Origin of the sequence: Sneathiella marina (genome assembly GCF_023746535.1) — a bacterium.
In the GTDB taxonomy this organism is placed as follows: domain Bacteria; phylum Pseudomonadota; class Alphaproteobacteria; order Sneathiellales; family Sneathiellaceae; genus Sneathiella; species Sneathiella marina.
Map to the genome: position 1 here is coordinate 2,791,844 of NZ_CP098747.1, position 21,617 is coordinate 2,813,460.

Genomic DNA, 21,617 nt, shown 5'->3' on the forward strand with positions numbered 1-21,617 from the left:
AAGGCTCTGTGCGTGCGAATAAGAAAATTTCACAGATATCTAGGCAAATATCAGATATGGCTTATACTCTAGCCAGTTCTTTAATGTCTGTTCTACACAATAAAACCCTAACGGGACTGAGTAATTAGCTGAGAAATACGATGACGGTACAAATATCCGAAAGTAATCCATCGAGAGCCCGCCCTGCCCTGACCATAGACAATGAGACACTTCAGAACGAGATTAGAATTGAACAATCTGTTCAAGTACAAGCCAATATGCCGGTCATCTCTTTTGGCAGCTTTGGGCTCATCCTTTTAGTATTTTACATCTATTGGGATTATGCCCTACAGTCCGGTGCTATTTATCTGCTTATTGCACTTCTGTTGTCCACACTCCTTCCAATGCGCGGCTATTTCCGGCTTCGAGGCAAACCTCGGCCGGCAAAAGTGAGTATCCGGCGTATTCGCGTATTGGAGATCTATACGTTGACTGTCGGGCTGCTATGGGCGGCAACCATTTTCATCCTCCTTGCTGTTACAGATCCTGTAGACGGGGTCATCCTGCTTTGGGTTATGTATGTAACTGCCTATACCGGGGCTTTTTTGAATTCAACCATGGTTCGTGTTGCGGCGGGGTTTGCCGGACCGGTTGCACTGGCAAATGCGATCGGGGCTTATATCTACGATGTCATTGATGCCGAGCTTCTCTTGTTCCTGTGCCTGTGCGGTTTGCCTACCCTGGCCTGGATTATCTGGCTCAACGGGAAAGAAACAAAAATAAATGTCCGCCTCCGTGTTGAGAACAGGCTGGCGGAGTTGGAACGGCGTCGGGTTCTAGAAGTCATCTCGACACAGCTCGGAAAATATATGTCCCCGCAGCTATACCAATCCATTTTCAGGGGAGAACAGAAAGTCGAGATTGCCTCGAAACGGAAGAAACTCACGGTTTTTTTCTCGGACATTGCAGGCTTTACCGAGATAACGGACCAATTGGAATCGGAGGAACTGACGGCTCTATTGAACCATTATCTTACGGAAATGTCGAAAATTGCGCTCGAGCATGGGGCGACCATCGACAAGTTTATCGGTGATGCCATCGTCGTCTATTTTGGAGATCCCGAGACAAAGGGCGTTAAGGAAGACGCCGCCGCCTGCGTGCATATGGCCATTGCAATGCAAAAACGGCTTAAGGACCTGCAAATCGGATGGCAGGATCAAGGGTTGATTGAGCGCCCTTTCGCCATCCGGATCGGGATTAATACGGGATATTGTACGGTTGGAAATATCGGCAGTGAAGAACGGATGGATTACACCATCATCGGCAATGAGGTAAATCTTGCGGCGCGCCTGGAAACCGCCTCTGACATTGGTGGCATTTTACTTGCCAATGAAACCTATTCGCTGGTCAAGGAATGGCTGCAAGCGGAAGAACAGGCTGCCATAACAGTAAAAGGTTTCCAGAAACCCATTCGAACGTTCCGTGTCACCGGCGCTCTTGATGACGCCACCGCCGGTTCATCCTCCCTCCCGGGGTTTTCCCTCGACCTTGACACGGAAAAAATGTCGGATAGCGACAAACAGTCCGCTGTGCAAAAACTAAGAAAAGCGATCGCCGAGATTGAAGAGCCGCTTTCATAGCAGGCGGAGCATATAATAAAAAACCCTCCCTTGCCCGAGAGCAAGAGAGGGTTTAATTGCCTGATCCTAATGAGGGCTATTTATCAGCCGTCGCAACATCCTTGCTCGGACCCTTCTTCTTTTTGCGCTTATCTGCATCCTCTTTTCGATTGAGCTCTTCGGCGCTCTCGATCTTGAAGGTCAGCTCTCCGGCTTTCACACCAACAGTGACATGGCCGCCCTTTGCCAGTTTGCCAAATAACAGCTCCTCGGACAGGGGTTTCTTGATCTTGTCCTGTATGACCCGGCCCAAAGGTCGCGCCCCGTTATTGACATCATAGCCCTCCTTCGCCAGCCAGCTTGCCGCCGGATCGGAAAGAGAGATAGTTACATTGCGATCCTCAAGCTGTGTTTCCAATTGCAAGACGAATTTTTCCACCACCCGCGATACCACTTCCGGCGGCAACGGAGCAAAAGGAATGATTGCGTCCAGACGGTTCCGGAATTCCGGCGTAAATAACCGCTTGATCGCTTCCTCATCTTCGCCAACCCGGACATCACTGCCAAAGCCAATGGCCTGTTTCGCCATTTCCTGCGCGCCGGCGTTAGTTGTCATGATCAAAACCACATTGCGGAAATCCACTTGCTTGCCATTATTATCGGTAAGCTTGCCGTGATCCATGACCTGCAACAAGATGTTAAATAGATCCGGATGGGCTTTTTCAATTTCGTCGAGCAACAGCACGGAATGAGGTTGCTGGTCGATGGCATCGGTCAGCAGCCCGCCCTGATCAAAGCCAACATATCCCGGAGGCGCACCGATCAGGCGACTAACCGTGTGACGTTCCATGTATTCGGACATATCAAAGCGCACGAGATTGAGGCCCATGATCGAGGCTAGTTGCCGGGCGACTTCTGTTTTACCCACCCCGGTTGGCCCGGAGAACAAGTAAGACCCGATGGGTTTCTCAGGTTCACGCAAACCAGCACGAGCCAGCTTGATCGATCCAGACAGCGCTTCAATGGCGGCGTCCTGTCCAAAAACAACCCGCTCCAGATCAACATGCAATTTGCGCAGGCTCTCTGTATCTTCCTTGGAAACCGATTTCGGTGGTATGCGGGCGATTTTAGCCACGACAGCTTCCACGTCCTTAACGCCCACCGTTTTTTTGCGTTTGCTTTCAGGCTTCAGCATTTGCGCCGCGCCGACTTCATCGATGACATCGATTGCCTTGTCCGGCAATTTCCTGTCATTGATATAGCGGGCTGAAAGCTGGACAGCTGTTCGGATTGCTTCCGCAGTATAGCGGATGCTGTGGAATTCTTCGAAATAGGGCTTGAGGCCCTTCAGGATCTTGATGCTGTCTTCCACACTGGGCTCACGCACATCAATTTTCTGGAACCGGCGCAGCAACGCCCGATCTTTTTCAAAATGACTGCGAAATTCCTTATAGGTGGTTGAGCCAATGCAGCGGATGTCGCCGCTGGCCAACGCCGGTTTCAGCAGGTTAGAGGCATCCATGGCCCCGCCACTGGTCGCGCCCGCGCCGACAATTGTATGAATTTCGTCGATAAACAATACAGCGTTCTCGAGACCTTGCAGCTCTGTAATGACAGCTTTAAGGCGTTCTTCGAAATCACCGCGATATCGTGTTCCCGCCAGCAGTGACCCCATATCCAGCGAATAAATTACCGCCGGTAATAGCACACTGGGGACATCGCCATGAACAATACGTCGTGCCAGGCCTTCAGCAATCGCTGTTTTTCCAACGCCTGGATCCCCCACATAAAGTGGATTATTTTTCGAGCGACGACATAAAATCTGAATGGTCCGCTCGACTTCTTCCGCGCGGCCAATGAGCGGATCGATTTTACCACCGGCTGCTTTTTCATTGAGATTAACACAATAAGCATCCAGCGCTTCCAGCACCTCGGCTTTTTCTTCTTCATCGCCGGGCACTTCCTGTTCGGGATTAAACTCTCCATCGGTTCCCCGAATGACCCGCGTTGTTTCCTTACCCGGTGATTTCGCAACGCCGTGACTGATATAGCTGATCGCATCCAGCCGGGTCATTTCCTGCTTCTGCAGAAAATAAGCGGCATGGCTTTCCCGTTCGGAAAAGATCGCAACCAGAACGTTCGCACCCGTTACCTCTTCACGGCCCGAACTTTCAACATTAATCAAGGCGCGCTGGACGACTCTTTGAAAACTCAAAGTCGGACGGGCCTCAACAAAGCCATCCATCACCAAGTCGTCGAGCTCATCCGTAATGAACGTGTCAAGATCAGACCGGAGTTGATCCAGATCCACATTGCAGGCGCGCATGACCGCAGCGGCATCCTGATCTTCCGTTAGGGAGTGCAATAAATGCTCAAGCATCGCGAATTCATGTCGGCGTGCTGTCGCAAGGGCCATGGCACGATGTAATGTTTCTTCAAGCGAGTTAGAAAATCCGGGCACTATTCTTTCTCCATCGTACATTGTAGGGGATGCTGGTTTTCACGAGCGTGGTCAATAACCTGAGATACTTTTGATTCTGCGACTTCATATGGAAACACGCCGCAATTTCCGACACCTTTCTGATGAACATGCAACATAACCTGAACGGCTGTCTGTTCATCCATATTGAAGAATTTTTGCAAAACGTAAACTACAAATTCCATGGGCGTATAATCGTCATTCAGCAAAACGACGCGCCACAGAGATGGTTTTTTGGTTTTTGGCTTCGTCTTGGTAACGACGCCTGTCCCTGCACCACCTTTATTGCCATCTTTCTTATCGTTGTCACTCATCAAAATCTTCAACGAACTAGAAACTCCTATCCTGCATCACCATAAACTGGTGGGTCAAAATTCGCACCCTATCCACTTAAGTATATACCTTATCAGGAAATTCAAAAAAAATTCTTACCGAGATACGAAAATATGTACAATTTTTGCTTTTTATTGATAATTGACACAAAAAAGGCCCGGACCGAAGTCCGAGCCTTTCAGGGAAGCTGTACTGAGTTGCGCGGATTAGGCCTGTTTAGAAAACATGTCCAGGTTCGCAGCATATTGAGCGCCAAATGGCTCAACCATTGATTTCGTTGCATCAACAACCAAAGCATTCAATTTGCTGATTTCTGTGACATATGTCTGAACAGAAGTACGGGCAAATTCAGTTTGGATTTCAACAACCTTGGTAACATCTTCAGTTTCTGCAATTGTGCGCGTTACGTTGAAGACTTCCTGAAGGCGATCTGTGCCAAAGTCGAGCAGAGCAGCACTGAGTTTTTCACTTTTCTCAACTGCGGCATTGCCGGCTTTTACAAATGCTTCTGAATTGTCTTTGTCGTAGAACTGAGAGCCTTCAAAAGTTTTAACAGCTTTTTCAAAACCGGACTTGCCTTCAGCAAGAGCTTTTTCGTAGTTGGTTTTAAAAGTTTCTGTGTTTGACTTGAATGCTTTTTCAGCTGCTTCTGCACCGGTAATAAAAGCATCCTGAAGAGATTTGCGGCCAGTTGCCACCATATCTTCAAGTTCTTTTGTTACTTCAGTTGGATCAATTGTCGTTTTAGTCGTTGTTTTCTTCGTAGCCATTGACTTAACCTTTCAGATTAACGTCCCAAATAAGTTTTGCTGCACTGCAACAATGTGAACCTTATATAATATTAGAAAAGTCAATGTCAATGATTTATTGTGCAGTGCACAAAAAAATTAAACGCCTGATAATATTTTGTTTTATAACGTATTTTTATGTTACATCGCTTTGATTTGAAAAATAATATGGCTTTGCAACAAAAAATTCACACAGTAAATGCCGCAAAATTTCTACAAATCCAGCCCGTTGTCACCTACCTGCATGGTGAAGTAAGTGCTGCCGCCCCGTCCACGTCCACTGTAATACCGGGAGTTTCGGCTGTACTGTATTGGAACATATGGCTCCAGGAAGGCAATGCCTGTTTCATCCCCTTTCGACAGAACCTCCCGAAAAGGTAACTTGGCAATATCTGCGTTTCTATCTGTCCAGGCATAATATTTAAACACACCATCCCGGCAAACCATGGCAATCCAGTAAAATTCATCGGAATGCAGGACCTGTCCTTTTATCGCCGGCTGTTCAAACCCTTCCTTGATTAATGCCTTTTCGATTGCGACCAGATCCTTCAAACTTATAATTTTCTTACTGGTATGCGTGCCGGCAATATTCAAACCTGCAGAACTTATCGACCAGTCTGTGCTGATTCCACCCTTGAATACGCGGGTAATCTGCTCCGCTTCTTTGGCGCCTGGCCATTGCGAAATATTGTATGTCCTGATTTGTTCATCATAAAGACCGTTATAAATCATCCTGTATCGGGATACTGTTCCGGGCTCACAGCTTTTACGAATATCATCACCATTGGCATAGGAAAACCATTCAAACGGGCGGACCAGCGGGTTACTCGTTCCCCCTTCAGATGTGCAGGAGGCCAAAACTGCAGCCAAAATTCCAAAAGTAAAAAGACGGTTCAGGACATTCATTTTAGGAACCTCTGATTTGGGGTCATTAAAGTTACCAGATATTAACTATCTTTTTTTATAGTTGAAAATGACGAAAGTGACGAGCGGTATTAAGGAAAACACAGTTTGTTTATCTGGGAATTAAATGAAATTAATCGGAATTTTGATGGACATGATTCGCAGTATTTTCTACACTCGGCGCCGTTAAGTGATATCGGCGTGTAACAGTAACAGTAAATTTTGACGAACCGGATTCATTTTGAGCAATATTAAAAAATATATTACGGGCCAATTATTTAGAGGGCGTTGTTACAGCGGTATCCGCAATCGGGTTTTTGAAATTCGATATTTGGTGCCGATTTCTGTTTTTATTCTGGCCTTTCTGGTGATCTTTCAGCCGGCTACAAGTTTTGCGCGTTATGCGGCCCTTGTCATGGACAGTCGCACCGGTGAAGTTCTTTATTCCCGAAATGCAGATACAAAATTGTATCCCGCTTCGCTCACGAAAATTATGACCCTGTATATGACGTTTGATGCGCTGAACAGAGGTCGTCTGCGCCTCGATCAGAAGCTCAGTGTCTCCGCACGGGCTGCCGGCCAGGCGCCAACGAAGCTGGGGCTAAAGAAAGGCGGGACAATTACTGTCCGGGACGCGGTATTTGCGCTGATCACCAAATCGGCAAATGATGCGGCGACCGTTCTTGCCGAAGGTATGGCCAAGACAGAACAGGCTTTTGCCTTGAAAATGACGGCAACCGCCAAACGCCTTGGAATGCGGCGGACGAGTTTTCGAAATGCCAGCGGACTCCCAAATCGCCGTCAGAAAAGCACAGCCCGTGATATGGCCCTTCTTGGGGCGGCACTTATTCATGAATTTCCGCAATTTTATCATTTCATGGCAATGGAAAAATTCAATTACAAAGGCCGCAATCACAAGAACCACAATAATCTGCTTAAAAAATACAAAGGAGCGGACGGCATTAAAACCGGGTATATCCGCGCTTCTGGGTTCAATTTGGTAGCCTCAGCCAAGCGCGGCAACCACCGGCTTGTCGGCGTGATTTTTGGCGGCCGAACAGCCAAAAGCCGCGACAAGCATATGGCCTCTTTACTGGACCGCAGCTTTGCCCGGATCGAAAAAGCCAGCCCTTCCAGCGTTCCCTTGCCTGCCTATAAACCGGCATTGATTGCGTTGGGCTCTCCCCATACCAATCCTAAGGCAAAACCGAAACCGAAGGCCGTTCAGGTCGCAGAGGTTATCACGTCGGCGCCGGAGCCCTCGCAGTTTAAGAAACCGGCAACCCTGAACGATATTAAAGTCGTTAAAGGCGGCAATACCGGATCGAAACCACGCGCCATGATCACGGCACCTTCCAAGGAATTAACGGCTACGGCTGTGGAAGAAAAATGGGCAATTCAGATCGGCGCGTATAGCCGTGTTACGACGGCGCGCGATCAACTTTCCAAAGCCGCTGCTCAAGCCGATGGCCATCTGGATGGCCGCCGGGTCAATATCGAAAGAGCCATCTCAAACGGAAAGCCTTTCTACCGAGCTCAAATGATCGGTTTCAACGAGGTCGAAGCCCGCGCCGCCTGCCATAGCCTGTCAGAGCGACGCTTTTCCTGCTTTGTTGTCTCGCCCAGTCTCGACTTACCAGCGTATATCGCAGAGAAAAGCCGATCTTAACCCACATCAGCTACAACAAATCGACGGGCATTTTTAAATAAGCCACACCGTTCTCTTCGGCTTGTGGAAACTTACCCGCCAGCATGTTCACCTGAACGGAGGGAATGATCAATGCAGGCATTCCCAAATCCGCATCCCGCCCTTCTCGCAGGACAACGAACTCCTCTTCGCTCATTCCGTCATGCAAATGAATATTGTCTTTACGTTGCTCCGCAACAGAGGTCTCCCAGGCATATGCCCGCCCGCCAGGGCCATAGTCATGGCACATGAATAACCTGGTTTCCGCAGGCAGGGATAAAATCCGCTGGGTCGATTGATATAACACACGGGCATCGCCGCCGGGGAAATCACATCTGGCAGAGCCGTAATCGGGCATGAACATCGTATCGCCGACAAAGGCCGCATCCCCAATCTTATAGACAATACAAGCGGGCGTATGGCCCGGTGTTGCAAGAATTTCAAGGGTAAGTTCGCCGACCGGAATCTCTTCGCCATCCTGAAACAACCGTTGAAACTGAGACCCGTCCGTGTTCATTTCAGGCCCGAAATTGAAGACCTTCTTAAACTCGGACTGCACCACTCCGACCTCCTGCCCTATACCGATCACACCACCCAGTTTTTGCTGTAGATACGGCGCCGCAGTCAGATGGTCCGCATGCACATGAGTTTCCAGTATCCAGTCGACGGCAAGACCCGCATCTGTGACAAACCTGACAATGTCATCTGCTGCCGTTGTCGCCGTGCGGCCTGATTTGATATCGAAATCAAGGACACTATCGATAATAACGGCCCGTTTGCTATCCGGGTCGGAGACCACATAGCTTACTGTAAATGTGGGCTCATGAAAAAAGGCCTTCACCTCGGGGCTCATTCTTGTCTCCTTGCACTGAACTCTTCTCGTTCAGAATATCTAAGCATGAATAATTGTTCTTGACTATATCTCTATATATACATAGATACAGATATATGAAGGTAAAAAAATTTGCAATACGCGATATGAAAACGGCAGCCGCCAATGCCTGCGCGCTAATGAAATCCCTCTCCAGTGAAACCCGCCTGTTGTTGCTCTGCCAGATGAATGAAACGGAGTGCTCGGTAAATGAACTCGCCATAGCACTGGAGATGCGCCCCTCCTCCGTATCTCAGCAACTCTCATTGCTCCGAAAAGACGGTCTGGTAAAAACCCGGCGTGAGGGACGAACGGTGTATTACTCCTTGAAAGGAGAAGAGGCGACAATGGTCATTTCAGTTCTGTATGCCCTCTATTGTGTGGATTTTAAGTAAATGGAAAACTTCACCCCCTATGCATCCCTGGCTGGCGGCCTCCTCATCGGTGTTTCTGCCACCCTTCTGTTGATGGCCGGTCGATTGGCCGGGATCAGCGGTATATTGGCTGGACTGATCCCTTTTGACAGTAAAGACAGCCTTTGGCGGATCCTGTTTATTGTCGGTTTGATTGTCGGGGCGGGCCTATATCCCGCTTTGGGCGGGGATATGTCGGCAATGAATATCAATCCGTACGGCTTGAGCGAAACGGCCCATACCGCCCTTTTAATCCTTGCCGGATTACTTGTCGGAATCGGAACCTATGTCGGCGCTGGCTGCACCAGCGGTCACGGGATCTGCGGTATTGGACGGTTATCGGTTCGGTCCATCATCGCGACTGTCACTTTTGTCGGGGTCGCCGCCCTTACCGTCTTTATCCTGCGCCTGATTGTTGGAGGGTAAGATGCTCAATATCATTAGCCTGATAAGCGGCGGAGTATTCGGTTTTGGCCTGGCCTTGTCGGGCATGGTTAACCCCAGCAAGATCATCGGGTTTCTTGATATAACGGGAAACTGGGATCCCAGCCTGCTCTTCGTCATGGCGGGTGGTGTACTGGTGACCATCATCAGTTTCAGATTTATACTCAACCGGCCAACACCGGTCTTTGGCGGCAAGCTGATCTTGCCAACAAAACAGGACATTGATCCCCAATTGCTTGCCGGCGCCGGCTTGTTTGGCATCGGCTGGGCGCTTGGCGGATTTTGCCCCGGTCCGGCCTTGAGTGCCCTCGCCTATGGGAACGAGAAAGTCTTTATTTTTGTGGGTGCTATGATTGTCGGCATCACACTCGCCAAGATCGGGTTGCGATCGTTAAATCCCGCCTAGCCTCAGTTTCATTTCCATATTTTAGAGATCAGCGGTCTTTTCCATTTTACCTGACAGGCTTTCATAGCTAGTCTGAACGTCTGCATTGAAACAAGAAAAAAAATGGAAAAATCATGAGTTCATCGAATAAAGTTGCCATTGTCACAGGGTCTGCAACTGGTGCCGGCGCGGGTATCGCCGTGGGTCTCGCCGAAAAAGGCTACAATGTTACCGTCAATTACACGCGAAGCCTGAAAGAAGCTGAAGAAACAGTTGCTTTGTGCGAAAGCCACGGCGTCGAGACATTGCTGTGTCAGGCAGATGTCTCCAAGGATGAGGATTGCCGACGCATGGCGGCGGAAACAATGGAAAAATGGGGCCGTCTTGATGGATTGGTCAATAATGCCGGTCGGACAAAGTTCGTTGCTCATGACGATCTCGATGGTCTGTCCGCTCAGGATTTTCAGGATATTTACGCGGTAAATACCATCGGTCCGTACCAGATGTCCCGCGCTGTTGCGCCATACATGAAGCAAACCGGCCGTGGTTCCATTGTGATGATTTCCTCTGTTGCCGGGACACATGGTATCGGATCCTGCATCGCCTATGTTGCGTCAAAAGGTGGTTTGAATTCCATGACCAAAGCACTCGCCAGGACATTGGGACCCGAAATTCGCGTAAATTCAATTTGTCCAGGTTTTATTGAAACCCGCTGGTTGTTACAAGGCTATGGTGAAGACAAGTATGAAGCCTATAAACAGAGCCTTGTTAAAAAGGTGCCGCTGGCAAAAGTCTGTACACCTGAAGATATTGCGGAAACCGCCGCCTGGTTTATCGACGGTGCCAATATGATCACCGGTGAAATCATCATTCTTGATGGTGGTATGCATCTGGTCGGGTAAGCCAGTCAAATCTTGAAAGCACAAACCGCAAAAATTGACCGCGCCCTTGGCTATCCCTATGAGAGGCCCGAAACCTCTTACCTGTTTTCAGGAGGGATCGCCAAGAATTTACCTGGTGACATTGATCTAACCGATCGTCAGCCGGTTCTCGCTTGCGGATCCAATGGCGCACCTGAACAGCTGCTCAGGAAATACGGCGCCAGGTCGGATATTGCCATTCCCGTCACAGCCGCAACAATGAGCGACATTGCCTGCACCTATTCTGCACATTTTTCCTCTTATGGCTCTATTGCCGCCGCTCTGTGTACCGTTCCGGGTATCGAAAGCCGAGTACATATCACCTGGCTTACCGAGGCGGAACTCCAACGCATGCATGAAACCGAAGCAATCGGAATGAATTACCATTTTGCACATCTTGAAGGGGTTACAATCCAATGCGAGGCGACCGGCCCAATCAAAAACCTTCATGCTTATATTAGCTTGCGCGGAAGCCTGTTACTGGACGGAAAGCCGGTCTTGTTAAAAGGAATTCCAGCGAAAAAGACACATCTTCTGAAACTGGACCAGCGCGCCATGCAGGAAGAAATACGCCGCCGGCTTGCGCCGGATACAGCGCTTGAGGACTTTATTCTGGAAAATATTAGCAATCGACTAACCCGCCTGAAACGAACGGCCATGATAAGTCAGAAAACGGAGCCTTTTATCCACTCCGGAATTACGGTGCTTTTCCCCAACGCACCCTATCTGGATTGAAAGCCTGGCCATGAACAGAACCGTAAAAGCTCTTTTGATTGGCGCCCTTGGCGGGGGGCTATTTTTTGCGGCAGACCTCCCTCTTGCCTGGATGCTGGGTTCAATGACTTTCGCAACCATCGCGGCGCTTCGCGGTGTCGATGTTAAAGTCAACGACCCGTTACGTAAAATCATGACCGCCGTATTGGGTGTCATGCTGGGCAGCGGGTTCTCAACCGATACACTGGACGCGCTAGCACAATGGAGTGGCGGCCTTTTGCTACTGTTTGCCAGTGTTATCCTCAGCATGGTCGCCGTGTATTTGTTTTACCGGAAAATCGGAAAATTTGACCCGGTGACCGCTTATTTCGCCGCTGCGCCTGGCGGGTTTAACGTTATGTATGAAATGGGAGATGCCAAGGGGGGAAATGGCCCGGTTATCGCCCTAATTCATGCCTCCCGCATCCTGATCCTTGTGATGACAGTCCCGTTGTTCTTCCGCTACGGTATCGGCTTTTCAAACACGGAGGATGTGATCCCGCTATTTGGGTCGATCAAGGATCTGGTTGGTGATGGGTTGCTGGTCATTGCCGCTCTCCTTGGCTACGCCATCGGGCGGATTTGCCGCCTGCCCGCCTATCACCTGATGGGGCCGTTGCTGGTGACCGCAGCGTTCCAAATCACTGGCGTGACCGACGTAGCACCGCCCATGATCTTGGTATATATGGCGCAATTGGTCATTGGAACCGCCATCGGCGCCCGGTTTCTCGGCACCAAATTCTCCGAGATCCGCCATGTCCTCGGGTTAAGTTTTGTCTCGACAATCATCATGATTTTAATTGCCTCGATCTTTGCGCTGATATTTGCAGAAACAATTGGTGTGAGTGTTGCCGGTGTGATCCTCGCACTCAGTCCCGGCGGGCTGGCCGAAATGTCGCTGGTTGCCCTTGCCATGGGAATAGATGTTGCCTTTGTCTCCATCATGCATGCCATCCGGATTTCGCTGATTATCGCCCTTGTGCCAATGGCATATTCTGCTTTTGACCGGCTTGTTCTCCGCCAAAAGAGAAATCAGGAGCAGGACTCCTAACCGGAAAACAACGGTGGCCGCATGATAGAGTTTGGATGCGAAGGAAATTCCCGTTTAGTGCAATGGCAGCAGTGCAGACAAATTGACCGCCAACTATCTGCTGGATGTTCCTTCTGCGGCATGATTGGAGAGGCTGCTTTGTGCCAATAGCGGACATTTCGATCACCCAATTATTGCACATGGTTTAACCGAGCACTTTTCGCTACACTCTCACCGAACTGTGGGGGAGGCATTTTGATGCGTATTGTGATTATGGGGTCCGGAGGCCTGGGTGGCCTATTCGGCGGCCTATTGGCACAGGCCGGGGCGGAGGTGATGTTTATCGCCAGAGGCGACCATTTGCAGGCAATGCAAACCTCGGGCCTGAAAATTATGAGCCAGACCGGCGACGTTGCCCTCTCTTCAGTGCACGCGGTCGACGACCCGACTGGAGAGTCCGTCGCCGATTTTGTGATCTTCACGGTGAAAGGCGCGGATACACGGGCGGCTTGCGAACTGATCGCGCCCATCGTCGGTCCAAAGACGGGGATTATTTGTTTTCAGAACGGTATCGAGGGGATCGATATTCTGGCTGATCGTTACGGTACGGGAGCCGTCTTACCGGGCGCCACCTTTGCGCTCGCGATGATCGAAAAACCCGGCGTCATTCGTCATGTGGGCGCGGGCAGCCAAACCACGGTCGGTGAATGGAATGGTGAGATGTCGAGCCGGCTGGAAGCCTTCGTGACGCTGACCAAAAAGGCCGGTCTGGATGTCAACGGCAGCGATGATATTCATCCCGTGATCTGGAGTAAATTCGTTGCCTTCGCGACCTTTTCTTCCCTGACCAGTTTGACCCGTCTGCCGTTACGCACGATTGGCACCACACCGGAAACCCTGCAACTGGCCTTCGATGCCATGGCGGAGGTTATTGCCGTGGCCGATGCGCGGGGGATCAAGGTCCCGGCCCAAATCTTTGAGGATATTAAGGAATTCGTGCAGAACGTGGACCCTGCCTGGAAAACGTCCATGGCCAATGATCTGGCGGCCGGCAAGGCCATCGAAAGCGACAGTATCTGTGGTTCCGTCCACCGCCTGGGCCAGGAACTGGGAGTGCCGACACCCATCAACACGGTGTTCTATCGGGCTCTCAAACCCTTCGCCGCCTAACCAGCGAGGATTTAGCAACCTCAAGCTGTTAGTCTCCTGCCCGTGTTGCACTTGTTCGTAAATCCGCTGCCATTACTGGCGCTGCAGGTGCCGACGGCAGCTTCGGGTCAAAACCGGACGTCATTGCGATTGTAGACTGGTCAAATCGCGCCATCAGCCTAACGAACTTGAAGGCCACGAGCTCGACGTTTAGTACGTAGCCATTAGCGGATCTCAACTCCACCCGCTACGTCAAGACTGGATTCTGTCCAGACCTTGCGCATACACCACGAAAAGCCGTCTTGGCTCAAAACCGAAAGATAACAAGGGCAGCGTGATGGATTGCAAATACGACGGACAATTTGACCACTAGCTTTCTGCTGGATATTCCTTCGGCTACATGATTGGAGAGGCTGCTATGTGCCAAGAGAAGACGTTGAGGGAAGATATCTAATGTCAGCTCTGAGCCCAAAGCGGATGAGCTACGGCATCATTGAAAGGTTAGAGGGCTCTGGCTTCGCACCTGCCGCGGTAAGCATTGCGTGGACTTGGCCTCGGTGGTGGGTTTGATGATTGAACAGCTCGGTTGCACAGAGCGCCCTTGACCTTTCGATCCGTGTTGACCCGCCCCCTATATACCAAGCAACTATTCCGTTGAGGTCGGCATCGAGCAATTGGGTTGCCCATTTCTCGATTTCGTCATTGCGCTGCGAACGAAGCAGCTTGAAGTCATCCCAATCCGATGGATCGGTAAGAGTGTGCTTGATAGTTTGCTCTGGACGTTCGTTTCCCTTCAATCGCTGCAATATCAAGGCGTCTGCCCAATAAATATGGTTGAGGGTGGCCGCTATTGATTGGAAAAATGCACCTCGATCCCTCCAACGATCTACATTTGCGAGACCATCAGCGGCGGTGACTAAAGAGTTATTCTGCCAACTGTTGTAGCGGGCCATGGTTCGGCAATATTCAACTGATATCATTTATCAATCTCCAATAGTTTTAAATGTAGGATGATTTGGGATGCCTGTTGGAAGGCGTTCTGTTTGACGCCCATCGCCAACATTGTGTCTAGCATGAGCTAGGATGTTTGGAGGGCAACCCTATTCGGAATTTCGGTTATATCTTGGATGAAGTCAAGCAGCTGGTGTAAACACTATGTCCGCATTGCGGGCCTTTGAGCCCTTCAAACGAATGTCCGCTTAGGATCAAAACCGGAAGTCCCCACTGTTGTAGGCTCGGCAAATCGCGCCATCAGCCTAATGAACTTGAAGGCCACGGGCCCGACGTTTAGCACGTCGCCGTAAGCAGGTCTCAACTCTACGGCTCTACGTCATAGCGCGTCGCTCGACCCGTGGGTAGACAAGCGCCAAGGTGACGCCGCGTGCCGCCATAAACAGCATCAACGCAGCCCACAACCCGTTTGCCCCCCAGAAATTATCGAAAATCTGCATGCCGGTCATATATAAAAGGAATGAGATAATCATGCCGTTCCGCATCTCCTTTGATTGAACGGCGCCAATAAAAATGCCGTCAAGCTGGTAAGACCAAATGGAGATGAGCGGCGCCACCATCATCCAGGGCAGGAAGTCTTTCGCTTGCTCCCGGACATCCGGAATGCTCGTCAACAGGTTGATGAGGGACGGCCCAAACAAAGCGTAAACAAGGGCGTATATCGTGGCAACTATCAAGGCCCAAAAACTGCTGACCAATACGATCTCGCGCAACAGCGCCGGTTTTTTCGCCCCCAAGGCCGACCCCACCATCCCCTCTGTTGCGAAAGCAAAACCGTCCAGGCCATAGGCCATGATATGCATGAAGTTCATCAACACGGCGACAGCTGCAAGGGTCGTATCGCCTTTTGATGCCGCCTGAGCCGTAAAATAGGCAAAAGCAAAGATAAGCAGGATTGAGCGAATGAAAATATCGAAATTAACCCGCAATAGCTGAGCAATCTTACCACCGGCAAACAAACTGGAGCGGACCCATGTGCCGCCGAGTTTGAGCAGGTGTCGCCGTACGAGATAGGCGCCGAACAGGCAGGCACTGACTTCGGAAATAAGGGTCGCTGTCGCGACACCCGCCACATCCCATCCCAGCCCAAGCACAAAGACCAAATCCAGTACAATATTCAGGCCGTTCATAAAAATCTGGACCATCAATGCGGCCCGGGTATTTTTGGTTCCGATAAAAAACCCCATCAGCGCATAATTGGCCAGAACGGCAGGTGCGCCCCAAACGCGAATGGAAAAATACTCGGAAGCCCCCGCCTCCACCGCCGCAGAACTATCGATCAAATTCAAAGCGACCCATAGAACAACGTTCTGAAGGGCAAGCACAAAAACAGATATTATCAGAGATAGCAGGAGCGCCCGCCCCATGACGGCCCGAATCTCGTCCGGATCCTGTTGGCCTGCCGCCTGGGCAACGAACCCGGTTGTTCCCATGCGCAGAAAACCAAATCCCCAATACAGGAAACTGAACATCATGGCCCCGATTGCCACAGCCCCTATATAATGGGCATCCGGAAGATGGCCAACAACGGCCGTGTCAACGGCTCCCAGTAAAGGGACAGAAGAATTCGACAGGATTATCGGCCAGGCAAGGCGCCAAACCTCCCCATGGCTGGAGGCGGCGAAAAATCTCTTAAACGACATCAAATTCCGAAATAATCTCTGATTTTATAACCGATCATCGCCGGCGGCAGAAACCAGGGTGTGCCATTATAATAGAAACGATCTTCAAACGGTAAATCATCAAAGGCAGTTTCACCGTCTGGATGATCCAGCATCTTCAAGGCGGCTTTGTGCCCCATATAACCGGACATGGCAACGCCTGATCCGCAATATCCCATGGCATAGTAAATGCCTTCATGCTGACCGATGGTTGGTAAAGGATTAAACCCGTAAGCTACCTTGCCGGACCAGACATGGGAGATGGCCGAAGATTTAAGTTGCGGGAAGATAGACGTGAGGCGTCGTTGTAACGCTTTTGCCTGTTGCAACGGCGGTGCCTGGAAAATCGTTGGCCGGCCCCCTAGCAATACGCGTTTTCCATCGGGAGAAGGCCTGTAATAGCTCAACATTTTGCGCGTATCCGTAATCATGCGCTTTGTCGGGAACAAACTGGTTACGAGATTTTCCGATAGTTCTTCCGTTGCAACAATTGTACTGCCGATGGAAATGACGCGTCGCTGGACGAACGGAAACAACTCGCCGCTATATCCATTTGTTGCGATCAAAAGCTGCCGGCTCCGGATCTGGGGTCCTGAAGTCGAAACTGTATAACCCTCTTTACGCCTCGAAATCTGCTTTGCCTGCACGGGCGCCATAAGCGTCGCCCCCGCCCGCAACGCGGCTTTCGCCAATCCTTGAGCATATTTCGCCGGATGCAACCCTCCCGTATGATGCTGGCGAAGACCGCCTTTATAAATTGCACTATCCACGTCCTCCGCATAGTCGGCCGGCCCAACCATTTCTTCCGGGACGTTGAGATATTTTTGGCGCGTTTCGAAGTCTCGTGTCATCGATGCTAAATGCGACGCCTGTACCGCCGGATAAAACCGTCCGGTCATGGTAAGGTCACACTCAATATTTTCTTCTGATAGGCGCTGTTCAATAAACGCGACCGAAGCAAGGGCTTCACCATATATGGCGATTCCCTTTTCCTGGCCATACATGGAAATCAACCCATTTAGCCCCGGTTTCAGCATATTTCCGATCATGCCGCCATTTCGGCTGCTGGCGCCGAACCCGGGTTTTTCAGACTCTATTATTACGACAGTGTGGCCGGCTTTGGCCAACGTCAACGCCGCAGACAGTCCCGTGTAACCACCGCCAATTACCGCCACATCAAAACATGTGTCCGGTTCGGAAAAGGAGATGTTTTCCGGTGCCGCCGCTTCCCACCAGAACGGGATCTCCTTCAATCCATCAAAGCGATCGTCCGACGTCATTAATTTATCCTTTGGTTGAAATTTCAAGTGCAATTTTTTATTCTGATCAGACTGCGTCTTCAAGAGCAAGGGATTAGCGCTCGTATTTGCAAGTTTTTCATGGCGACCTATGTAAAGTAAGTAGCAAAAAGACATTGAGATAAATGGGGAAGTTTCGCAACGTGGCTAAGAATGTAGAAAAAACGGACGAAAAATCCGGCACCGACGACGTCGCCGAGTTTCTCGCTAAAGTCGCGGCGACGCCGGTCCGGTCGGCCCCGGGCAAAAGCGGTCGGCTGATCTTCGCCATTGATGCAACGGCTAGCCGCCAGCCCACATGGGATCATGCCAGCCATCTGCAACGAGAAATGTTTGACGAAGCCGCAGCCATCGGCGGACTGGAGTTACAGATTGCTTTTTTCAGAGGCTTTGGTGAATTCAAGGCAACCGCCTGGACCCATGACAGCCGCGCGTTGGCAAAACCGATGTCAAAAGTCTATTGCCTTGGCGGCCACACCCAGATCGAAAAGGTTTTGAAGCATACCTTGAAGCAAACAAAAAAAGATCCGGTAAATGCGGTCGTTTATATCGGCGATTGCATGGAAGAGGATGCCGATCGCCTCTGCCATCTCTCGGGCCAGCTCGGCATGTTGAAAGTGCCGGTATTTGTCTTTCAGGAGGGATATGACAGGTTAGCCGAGCAATGCTTCCGGCAAATGGCAAAACTTTCCGGGGGCGCCTATTGCCGGTTTGATTCCGCCAGCGCTGCTGCACTCAGGGATCTGTTGCGCGCCGTCGCCGCCTATGCTGCTGGCGGCCGGAAAGCGTTAAGTGATTTCAGCCAAAAAACTGGGGGGGAGACCCTGTTGTTGTTGAAACAAATAAAGTAAACTACTGAAATGTTAGCTTATTTTATTATTGGACTGTCGTTATTTGTAGCTCTGCTCATTGGCGGAAACAGTCTGGCAAATGCCGATCCAAAAAAACTGGTCAAAGCTCTGAGGATCTCGGCAACGATAATCTGTGCATTGTTGGCCGGCTTCTTCATCCTCACCGGACGTTTCGCATATGCCCCACCCTTTGTTATTGCCGCTTTGTTTTTTCTTCGGAACAAGCCTTTATTCGGCGCTGGCAACGCTCCCTCTTCCGGTCAGCAGTCCGATGTGGAAACAGATTGGATAAAAGCCACTCTCAACCACGATAGCGGCGAGATGGATGGTCAAATATTAAAGGGTAAGTATGAATCGCATATTTTATCAACGCTATCGTTTGACCAGCTTATGGAATTTCACGACGAAGCGCAGGACGACCCGCAGACACTCGCCATTCTAAATAGCTTTCTGGATCGTTATCACGCACAAGCGGACGCGTCTGGTGCAACGAGTGAAGAGCAGACAAAAGAACAGAAAACCAGGAAACAATCTGGCACGGGCCCGATGACCAGACGCGAGGCCCTGGATATTCTGGAGTTGACGGATGACGCGACTTTAGCCCAAATAAAGAAGGCCCATCGCCAATTGATGAAAAAGTTTCACCCGGACCATGACGGTTCGGAATATATGGCGGCCAAAATTAATGAAGCAAAAGACGTCCTGATTAAGACAAATTAAAACAGTTCCCTGTAAATTACGCTTAAATTGTCACAATATTCCTTCTAAGTGAGAAAGCTGCCCGATCAATGTCAAAAATAGTGCGCAAAGCCGTCTTTCCTGTCGGCGGTTTGGGAACAAGATTCCTGCCGGCAACAAAAGCGATGCCAAAAGAAATGCTCCCTGTTGTCGATAAACCACTCATCCAATATGCAGTGGAAGAAGCCCGAGACGCCGGGATCGAAGAATTTATTTTTGTTACAGGTCGCGGGAAAACAATAATCGAGGATCATTTTGATCGATCTCATGAGTTGGAAGCTGTGCTGACAGAAAGATGTAAGCATGATCTTCTTGAAGAATTACTCGACGGAATACCCGTCGCCGGTAGTGTCGCTTATGTAAGACAGCAAGAGCCGCTGGGCCTTGGTCATGCGGTTTGGTGTGCCAAACGCCTGATCGGCAACGAACCATTTGCGGTTATTCTGGCTGACGATCTTATTCTTTCAAAAACATCTTGTCTTGCCCAGATGACGGCGGCGCGGGAAAAAGCCGGGGGCGGAAATATGCTGGCCGTCATGGATATCCCCCATGAACATACGTCGCGTTACGGTATTGTTAGTCCAGGCAAGGTAAGCGACCAGTTGGTTAATATTTTAGGCTTGATCGAAAAACCGGACCCCGCAGACGCGCCTTCGGATCTGGCAGTTATAGGACGATATATTCTGGAGCCAAAAATCTTCAGTCTTTTGGAAAATCAGACACGCGGTGCCGGTAATGAAATCCAGCTTACGGACGCTTTGGCTTCCTTGCTCGGTGATGATCCTTTTTACGGTATGAAATTTGAGGGGACGCGCTTCGACTGTGGTGATAAAATCGGCTTCCTGGAGGCAAATATTGCTTTCGCGCTTGAGCGGCCTGAAATGAGTTCAGCTGTTCGTGATATTGTAAAAAGCTTTACGTAGAGATCACCTTTACGATTTTTGATTACCTATCGGAGAAGAAACGATGCGTATTGCCGTAATTGGAACCGGATATGTTGGATTAGTATCAGGTGCCTGTTTCTCTGAATTCGGCCACGACGTGATTTGTATCGATATGGATACTCAAAAAATCGAGGGTTTGAAAAAGGGTAAAATTCCTATTTTCGAACCGGGACTGGAAGATCTCGTCATTAAAAACTATAAGGCCGGCCATCTTAACTTTGATACAAATTTGCAAAAGGCTGTTTCCACGGCTGAAGCTGTATTCATCGCTGTCGGGACACCAAGCCGCCGTGGAGATGGTCAAGCCGATCTGACTTACGTCTATGCCGCAGCAAAAGACATCGCTCAAAACTTGAGCGGGTACACGGTGGTTGTCAACAAATCAACTGTTCCAGTCGGTACAGGAGAAAAAGTTGACAAGATTATCCGCGAGACAAATCCAAAAGCTCAGTTTGATGTTGTTTCTAACCCCGAATTTTTACGTGAAGGTGCAGCGATAGAGGATTTTATGCGGCCGGACCGGGTTATTGTTGGTGTAACCGCCGACGAAGCAAAGGATGTAATGGCATCTATTTACAGACCGCTATCCTTGTTTCAAACGCCGATTGTATTTACCAGTCGCGAAAGTGCCGAGCTCACCAAATATGCCGGAAATGCGTTTCTCGCCATGAAGATCACCTTTATCAACGAAATGGCAGATTTATGCGAACGGGTTGGCGCAAATGTTCATGACGTTGCGAAGGGAATAGGCCTTGACGGCCGCATTGGTGGAAAATTCCTGCACCCCGGACCCGGCTTTGGTGGATCCTGCTTTCCTAAAGATACCCGAGCCCTTTTTGAAACATCATCCATGGCCGGTGTGCCTCTCAATATTGTCGAAACAGTTATCGATGTTAATGAAAAGCGTAAAAAGGACATGGCGGCCCGGGTTATTGCAGCATGTGGCGGTTCTGTTTCCACTTTGACGATCGCTGTGCTGGGTTTGACGTTCAAACCCAATACCGACGACATGAGGGAAAGCCCAAGCCTTGATATCATTCCGGAGCTGATTTCTGCCGGTGCTTCGATAAAAGCCTATGACCCTGAAGGTATGAAGGAAGCAAAGGAACTGTTATCAGGCGTGGAATTTTGTGAAAATTCTTATGCAACATTGGAAAACGCAGATGCTTTGGTCCTTATTACAGAATGGAACGAATTTCGAGCGCTCAATATGGATAAGGTAAAATCCCTAATGAAAGCGCCTATCATGATTGACCTACGGAATATTTATGATCCTGCGGAGATGAGAGGGTATGGTTTTACTTACGAAAGTATCGGCCGCCCGACGACATAAATTGAGTTATATTTGAGAAAGTGAAACG

At 49.9% G+C, this 21,617-nt stretch carries 22 protein-coding genes; 13 read left to right on the top strand and 9 right to left on the bottom strand.

Annotated features, from left to right (window positions below; translation table 11 throughout):
• Positions 1-140: 140 nt before the first annotated feature.
• Positions 141-1,619 (top strand): adenylate/guanylate cyclase domain-containing protein, encoded by a 1,479-nt coding sequence (locus NBZ79_RS13395; protein WP_251932978.1) that lies wholly within the window; start codon positions 141-143, stop codon positions 1,617-1,619.
• A 76-nt stretch (positions 1,620-1,695) separates the two neighbouring features.
• On the opposite strand, the gene clpA is transcribed toward NBZ79_RS13395, so the two are convergent.
• The 4 genes from clpA to NBZ79_RS13415 form a co-directional block, all read right to left on the bottom strand.
• On the bottom strand, positions 1,696-4,059 hold the full coding sequence (clpA, locus tag NBZ79_RS13400) for an ATP-dependent Clp protease ATP-binding subunit ClpA (protein WP_251932979.1): 2,364 nt from the start codon (positions 4,057-4,059) through the stop codon (positions 1,696-1,698).
• Positions 4,059-4,391 (bottom strand): ATP-dependent Clp protease adapter ClpS, encoded by a 333-nt coding sequence (gene clpS, locus NBZ79_RS13405; RefSeq protein ID WP_251932980.1) that lies wholly within the window; start codon positions 4,389-4,391, stop codon positions 4,059-4,061. The genes clpA and clpS overlap by 1 nt, the downstream gene beginning before the upstream one ends.
• A gap of 225 nt (positions 4,392-4,616) precedes the next feature.
• Complete coding sequence (locus tag NBZ79_RS13410) at positions 4,617-5,180, bottom strand: phasin family protein (RefSeq protein ID WP_251932981.1); 564 nt, start codon at positions 5,178-5,180, stop codon at positions 4,617-4,619.
• Positions 5,181-5,411: 231 nt separating this feature from the next.
• Entirely contained in the window at positions 5,412-6,104 is a 693-nt protein-coding gene (locus tag NBZ79_RS13415; RefSeq protein WP_251932982.1) for a hypothetical protein, read from the bottom strand.
• 238 nt (positions 6,105-6,342) lie between these two features.
• Here NBZ79_RS13415 and NBZ79_RS13420 point away from each other — a divergent pair, with 238 nt between their 5' ends.
• Positions 6,343-7,770, top strand: a complete 1,428-nt coding sequence (locus NBZ79_RS13420) for a D-alanyl-D-alanine carboxypeptidase (protein WP_251932983.1) — start codon at positions 6,343-6,345, stop codon at positions 7,768-7,770.
• A gap of 10 nt (positions 7,771-7,780) precedes the next feature.
• Here NBZ79_RS13420 and NBZ79_RS13425 read toward each other — a convergent pair whose 3' ends face one another.
• Entirely contained in the window at positions 7,781-8,641 is an 861-nt protein-coding gene (locus NBZ79_RS13425) for an MBL fold metallo-hydrolase (RefSeq protein WP_251932984.1), read from the bottom strand.
• Between the two features lie 95 nt (positions 8,642-8,736).
• Between NBZ79_RS13425 and NBZ79_RS13430 the strand changes: the two genes are divergently transcribed.
• The 7 genes from NBZ79_RS13430 (at position 8,737) to NBZ79_RS13460 (ending at position 13,774) form a co-directional block, all read left to right on the top strand.
• A complete protein-coding gene (locus tag NBZ79_RS13430; protein WP_251932985.1) occupies positions 8,737-9,054 on the top strand; it encodes an ArsR/SmtB family transcription factor in 318 nt (105 codons plus the stop codon).
• On the top strand, positions 9,055-9,498 hold the full coding sequence (locus NBZ79_RS13435; RefSeq protein WP_251932986.1) for a YeeE/YedE family protein: 444 nt from the start codon (positions 9,055-9,057) through the stop codon (positions 9,496-9,498). It abuts the gene before it with no gap.
• A 1-nt stretch (position 9,499) separates the two neighbouring features.
• Entirely contained in the window at positions 9,500-9,922 is a 423-nt protein-coding gene (locus NBZ79_RS13440) for a DUF6691 family protein (RefSeq protein WP_251932987.1), read from the top strand.
• 113 nt (positions 9,923-10,035) lie between these two features.
• Positions 10,036-10,803: an SDR family NAD(P)-dependent oxidoreductase gene (locus NBZ79_RS13445; RefSeq protein WP_251932988.1), complete on the top strand. Its 768-nt coding sequence runs from the start codon at positions 10,036-10,038 to the stop codon at positions 10,801-10,803.
• Positions 10,804-10,815: 12 nt separating this feature from the next.
• Positions 10,816-11,556, top strand: coding sequence for a hypothetical protein (locus NBZ79_RS13450; RefSeq protein ID WP_251932989.1), 741 nt, complete (start codon positions 10,816-10,818; stop codon positions 11,554-11,556).
• Positions 11,557-11,566: 10 nt separating this feature from the next.
• Complete coding sequence (locus tag NBZ79_RS13455) at positions 11,567-12,625, top strand: AbrB family transcriptional regulator (RefSeq protein ID WP_251932990.1); 1,059 nt, start codon at positions 11,567-11,569, stop codon at positions 12,623-12,625.
• A gap of 237 nt (positions 12,626-12,862) precedes the next feature.
• Complete coding sequence (locus tag NBZ79_RS13460; RefSeq protein WP_251932991.1) at positions 12,863-13,774, top strand: ketopantoate reductase family protein; 912 nt, start codon at positions 12,863-12,865, stop codon at positions 13,772-13,774.
• Positions 13,775-13,802: 28 nt separating this feature from the next.
• Here the strand turns inward: NBZ79_RS13460 and NBZ79_RS19565 are convergent, their stop codons facing one another.
• The 4 genes from NBZ79_RS19565 to NBZ79_RS13475 all read right to left on the bottom strand — a co-directional run bounded on the left by NBZ79_RS19565 (position 13,803) and on the right by NBZ79_RS13475 (position 17,705).
• Entirely contained in the window at positions 13,803-13,928 is a 126-nt protein-coding gene (locus NBZ79_RS19565) for a hypothetical protein (RefSeq protein ID WP_256470218.1), read from the bottom strand.
• Positions 13,929-14,235: 307 nt separating this feature from the next.
• Positions 14,236-14,733: a DinB family protein gene (locus tag NBZ79_RS13465; protein ID WP_251932992.1), complete on the bottom strand. Its 498-nt coding sequence runs from the start codon at positions 14,731-14,733 to the stop codon at positions 14,236-14,238.
• Positions 14,734-15,078: 345 nt separating this feature from the next.
• On the bottom strand, positions 15,079-16,407 hold the full coding sequence (locus NBZ79_RS13470; RefSeq protein WP_251932993.1) for an MATE family efflux transporter: 1,329 nt from the start codon (positions 16,405-16,407) through the stop codon (positions 15,079-15,081).
• Complete coding sequence (locus NBZ79_RS13475; protein WP_251932994.1) at positions 16,407-17,705, bottom strand: NAD(P)/FAD-dependent oxidoreductase; 1,299 nt, start codon at positions 17,703-17,705, stop codon at positions 16,407-16,409. The genes NBZ79_RS13470 and NBZ79_RS13475 overlap by 1 nt, the downstream gene beginning before the upstream one ends.
• A 161-nt stretch (positions 17,706-17,866) precedes the next feature.
• Here NBZ79_RS13475 and NBZ79_RS13480 point away from each other — a divergent pair, with 161 nt between their 5' ends.
• The 4 genes from NBZ79_RS13480 (at position 17,867) to NBZ79_RS13495 (ending at position 21,589) form a co-directional block, all read left to right on the top strand.
• A complete protein-coding gene (locus tag NBZ79_RS13480) occupies positions 17,867-18,574 on the top strand; it encodes a hypothetical protein (RefSeq protein WP_251932995.1) in 708 nt (235 codons plus the stop codon).
• A gap of 9 nt (positions 18,575-18,583) precedes the next feature.
• Positions 18,584-19,294, top strand: a complete 711-nt coding sequence (locus tag NBZ79_RS13485; RefSeq protein ID WP_251932996.1) for a DnaJ domain-containing protein — start codon at positions 18,584-18,586, stop codon at positions 19,292-19,294.
• A gap of 68 nt (positions 19,295-19,362) precedes the next feature.
• A complete protein-coding gene (gene galU / locus NBZ79_RS13490; protein WP_251932997.1) occupies positions 19,363-20,235 on the top strand; it encodes a UTP--glucose-1-phosphate uridylyltransferase GalU in 873 nt (290 codons plus the stop codon).
• Positions 20,236-20,278: 43 nt separating this feature from the next.
• Positions 20,279-21,589, top strand: coding sequence for a UDP-glucose dehydrogenase family protein (locus NBZ79_RS13495; protein ID WP_251932998.1), 1,311 nt, complete (start codon positions 20,279-20,281; stop codon positions 21,587-21,589).
• Positions 21,590-21,617 lie beyond the last annotated feature (28 nt).

Bases quoted from the DNA above. Each gene is read 5' to 3' on its own strand.
- NBZ79_RS13425 (WP_251932984.1), bottom strand. From the start codon at position 8,641: ATGAGCCCCGAGGTGAAGGCCTTTTTTCATGAGCCCACATTTACAGTA.
- NBZ79_RS13445 (WP_251932988.1), top strand. From the start codon at position 10,036: ATGAGTTCATCGAATAAAGTTGCCATTGTCACAGGGTCTGCAACTGGT.
- NBZ79_RS13470 (WP_251932993.1), bottom strand. From the start codon at position 16,407: ATGTCGTTTAAGAGATTTTTCGCCGCCTCCAGCCATGGGGAGGTTTGG.
- NBZ79_RS13485 (WP_251932996.1), top strand. From the start codon at position 18,584: ATGTTAGCTTATTTTATTATTGGACTGTCGTTATTTGTAGCTCTGCTC.
- NBZ79_RS19565 (WP_256470218.1), bottom strand. From the start codon at position 13,928: ATGGCGCGATTTGACCAGTCTACAATCGCAATGACGTCCGGTTTTGAC.
- NBZ79_RS13440 (WP_251932987.1), top strand. From the start codon at position 9,500: ATGCTCAATATCATTAGCCTGATAAGCGGCGGAGTATTCGGTTTTGGC.
- NBZ79_RS13430 (WP_251932985.1), top strand. From the start codon at position 8,737: ATGAAGGTAAAAAAATTTGCAATACGCGATATGAAAACGGCAGCCGCC.
- clpS (WP_251932980.1), bottom strand. From the start codon at position 4,391: ATGAGTGACAACGATAAGAAAGATGGCAATAAAGGTGGTGCAGGGACA.
- NBZ79_RS13475 (WP_251932994.1), bottom strand. From the start codon at position 17,705: ATGACGTCGGACGATCGCTTTGATGGATTGAAGGAGATCCCGTTCTGG.
- NBZ79_RS13495 (WP_251932998.1), top strand. From the start codon at position 20,279: ATGCGTATTGCCGTAATTGGAACCGGATATGTTGGATTAGTATCAGGT.
- NBZ79_RS13415 (WP_251932982.1), bottom strand. From the start codon at position 6,104: ATGAATGTCCTGAACCGTCTTTTTACTTTTGGAATTTTGGCTGCAGTT.
- NBZ79_RS13455 (WP_251932990.1), top strand. From the start codon at position 11,567: ATGAACAGAACCGTAAAAGCTCTTTTGATTGGCGCCCTTGGCGGGGGG.
- NBZ79_RS13460 (WP_251932991.1), top strand. From the start codon at position 12,863: ATGCGTATTGTGATTATGGGGTCCGGAGGCCTGGGTGGCCTATTCGGC.
- NBZ79_RS13395 (WP_251932978.1), top strand. From the start codon at position 141: ATGACGGTACAAATATCCGAAAGTAATCCATCGAGAGCCCGCCCTGCC.
- NBZ79_RS13435 (WP_251932986.1), top strand. From the start codon at position 9,055: ATGGAAAACTTCACCCCCTATGCATCCCTGGCTGGCGGCCTCCTCATC.
- galU (WP_251932997.1), top strand. From the start codon at position 19,363: ATGTCAAAAATAGTGCGCAAAGCCGTCTTTCCTGTCGGCGGTTTGGGA.
- NBZ79_RS13465 (WP_251932992.1), bottom strand. From the start codon at position 14,733: ATGATATCAGTTGAATATTGCCGAACCATGGCCCGCTACAACAGTTGG.
- NBZ79_RS13410 (WP_251932981.1), bottom strand. From the start codon at position 5,180: ATGGCTACGAAGAAAACAACGACTAAAACGACAATTGATCCAACTGAA.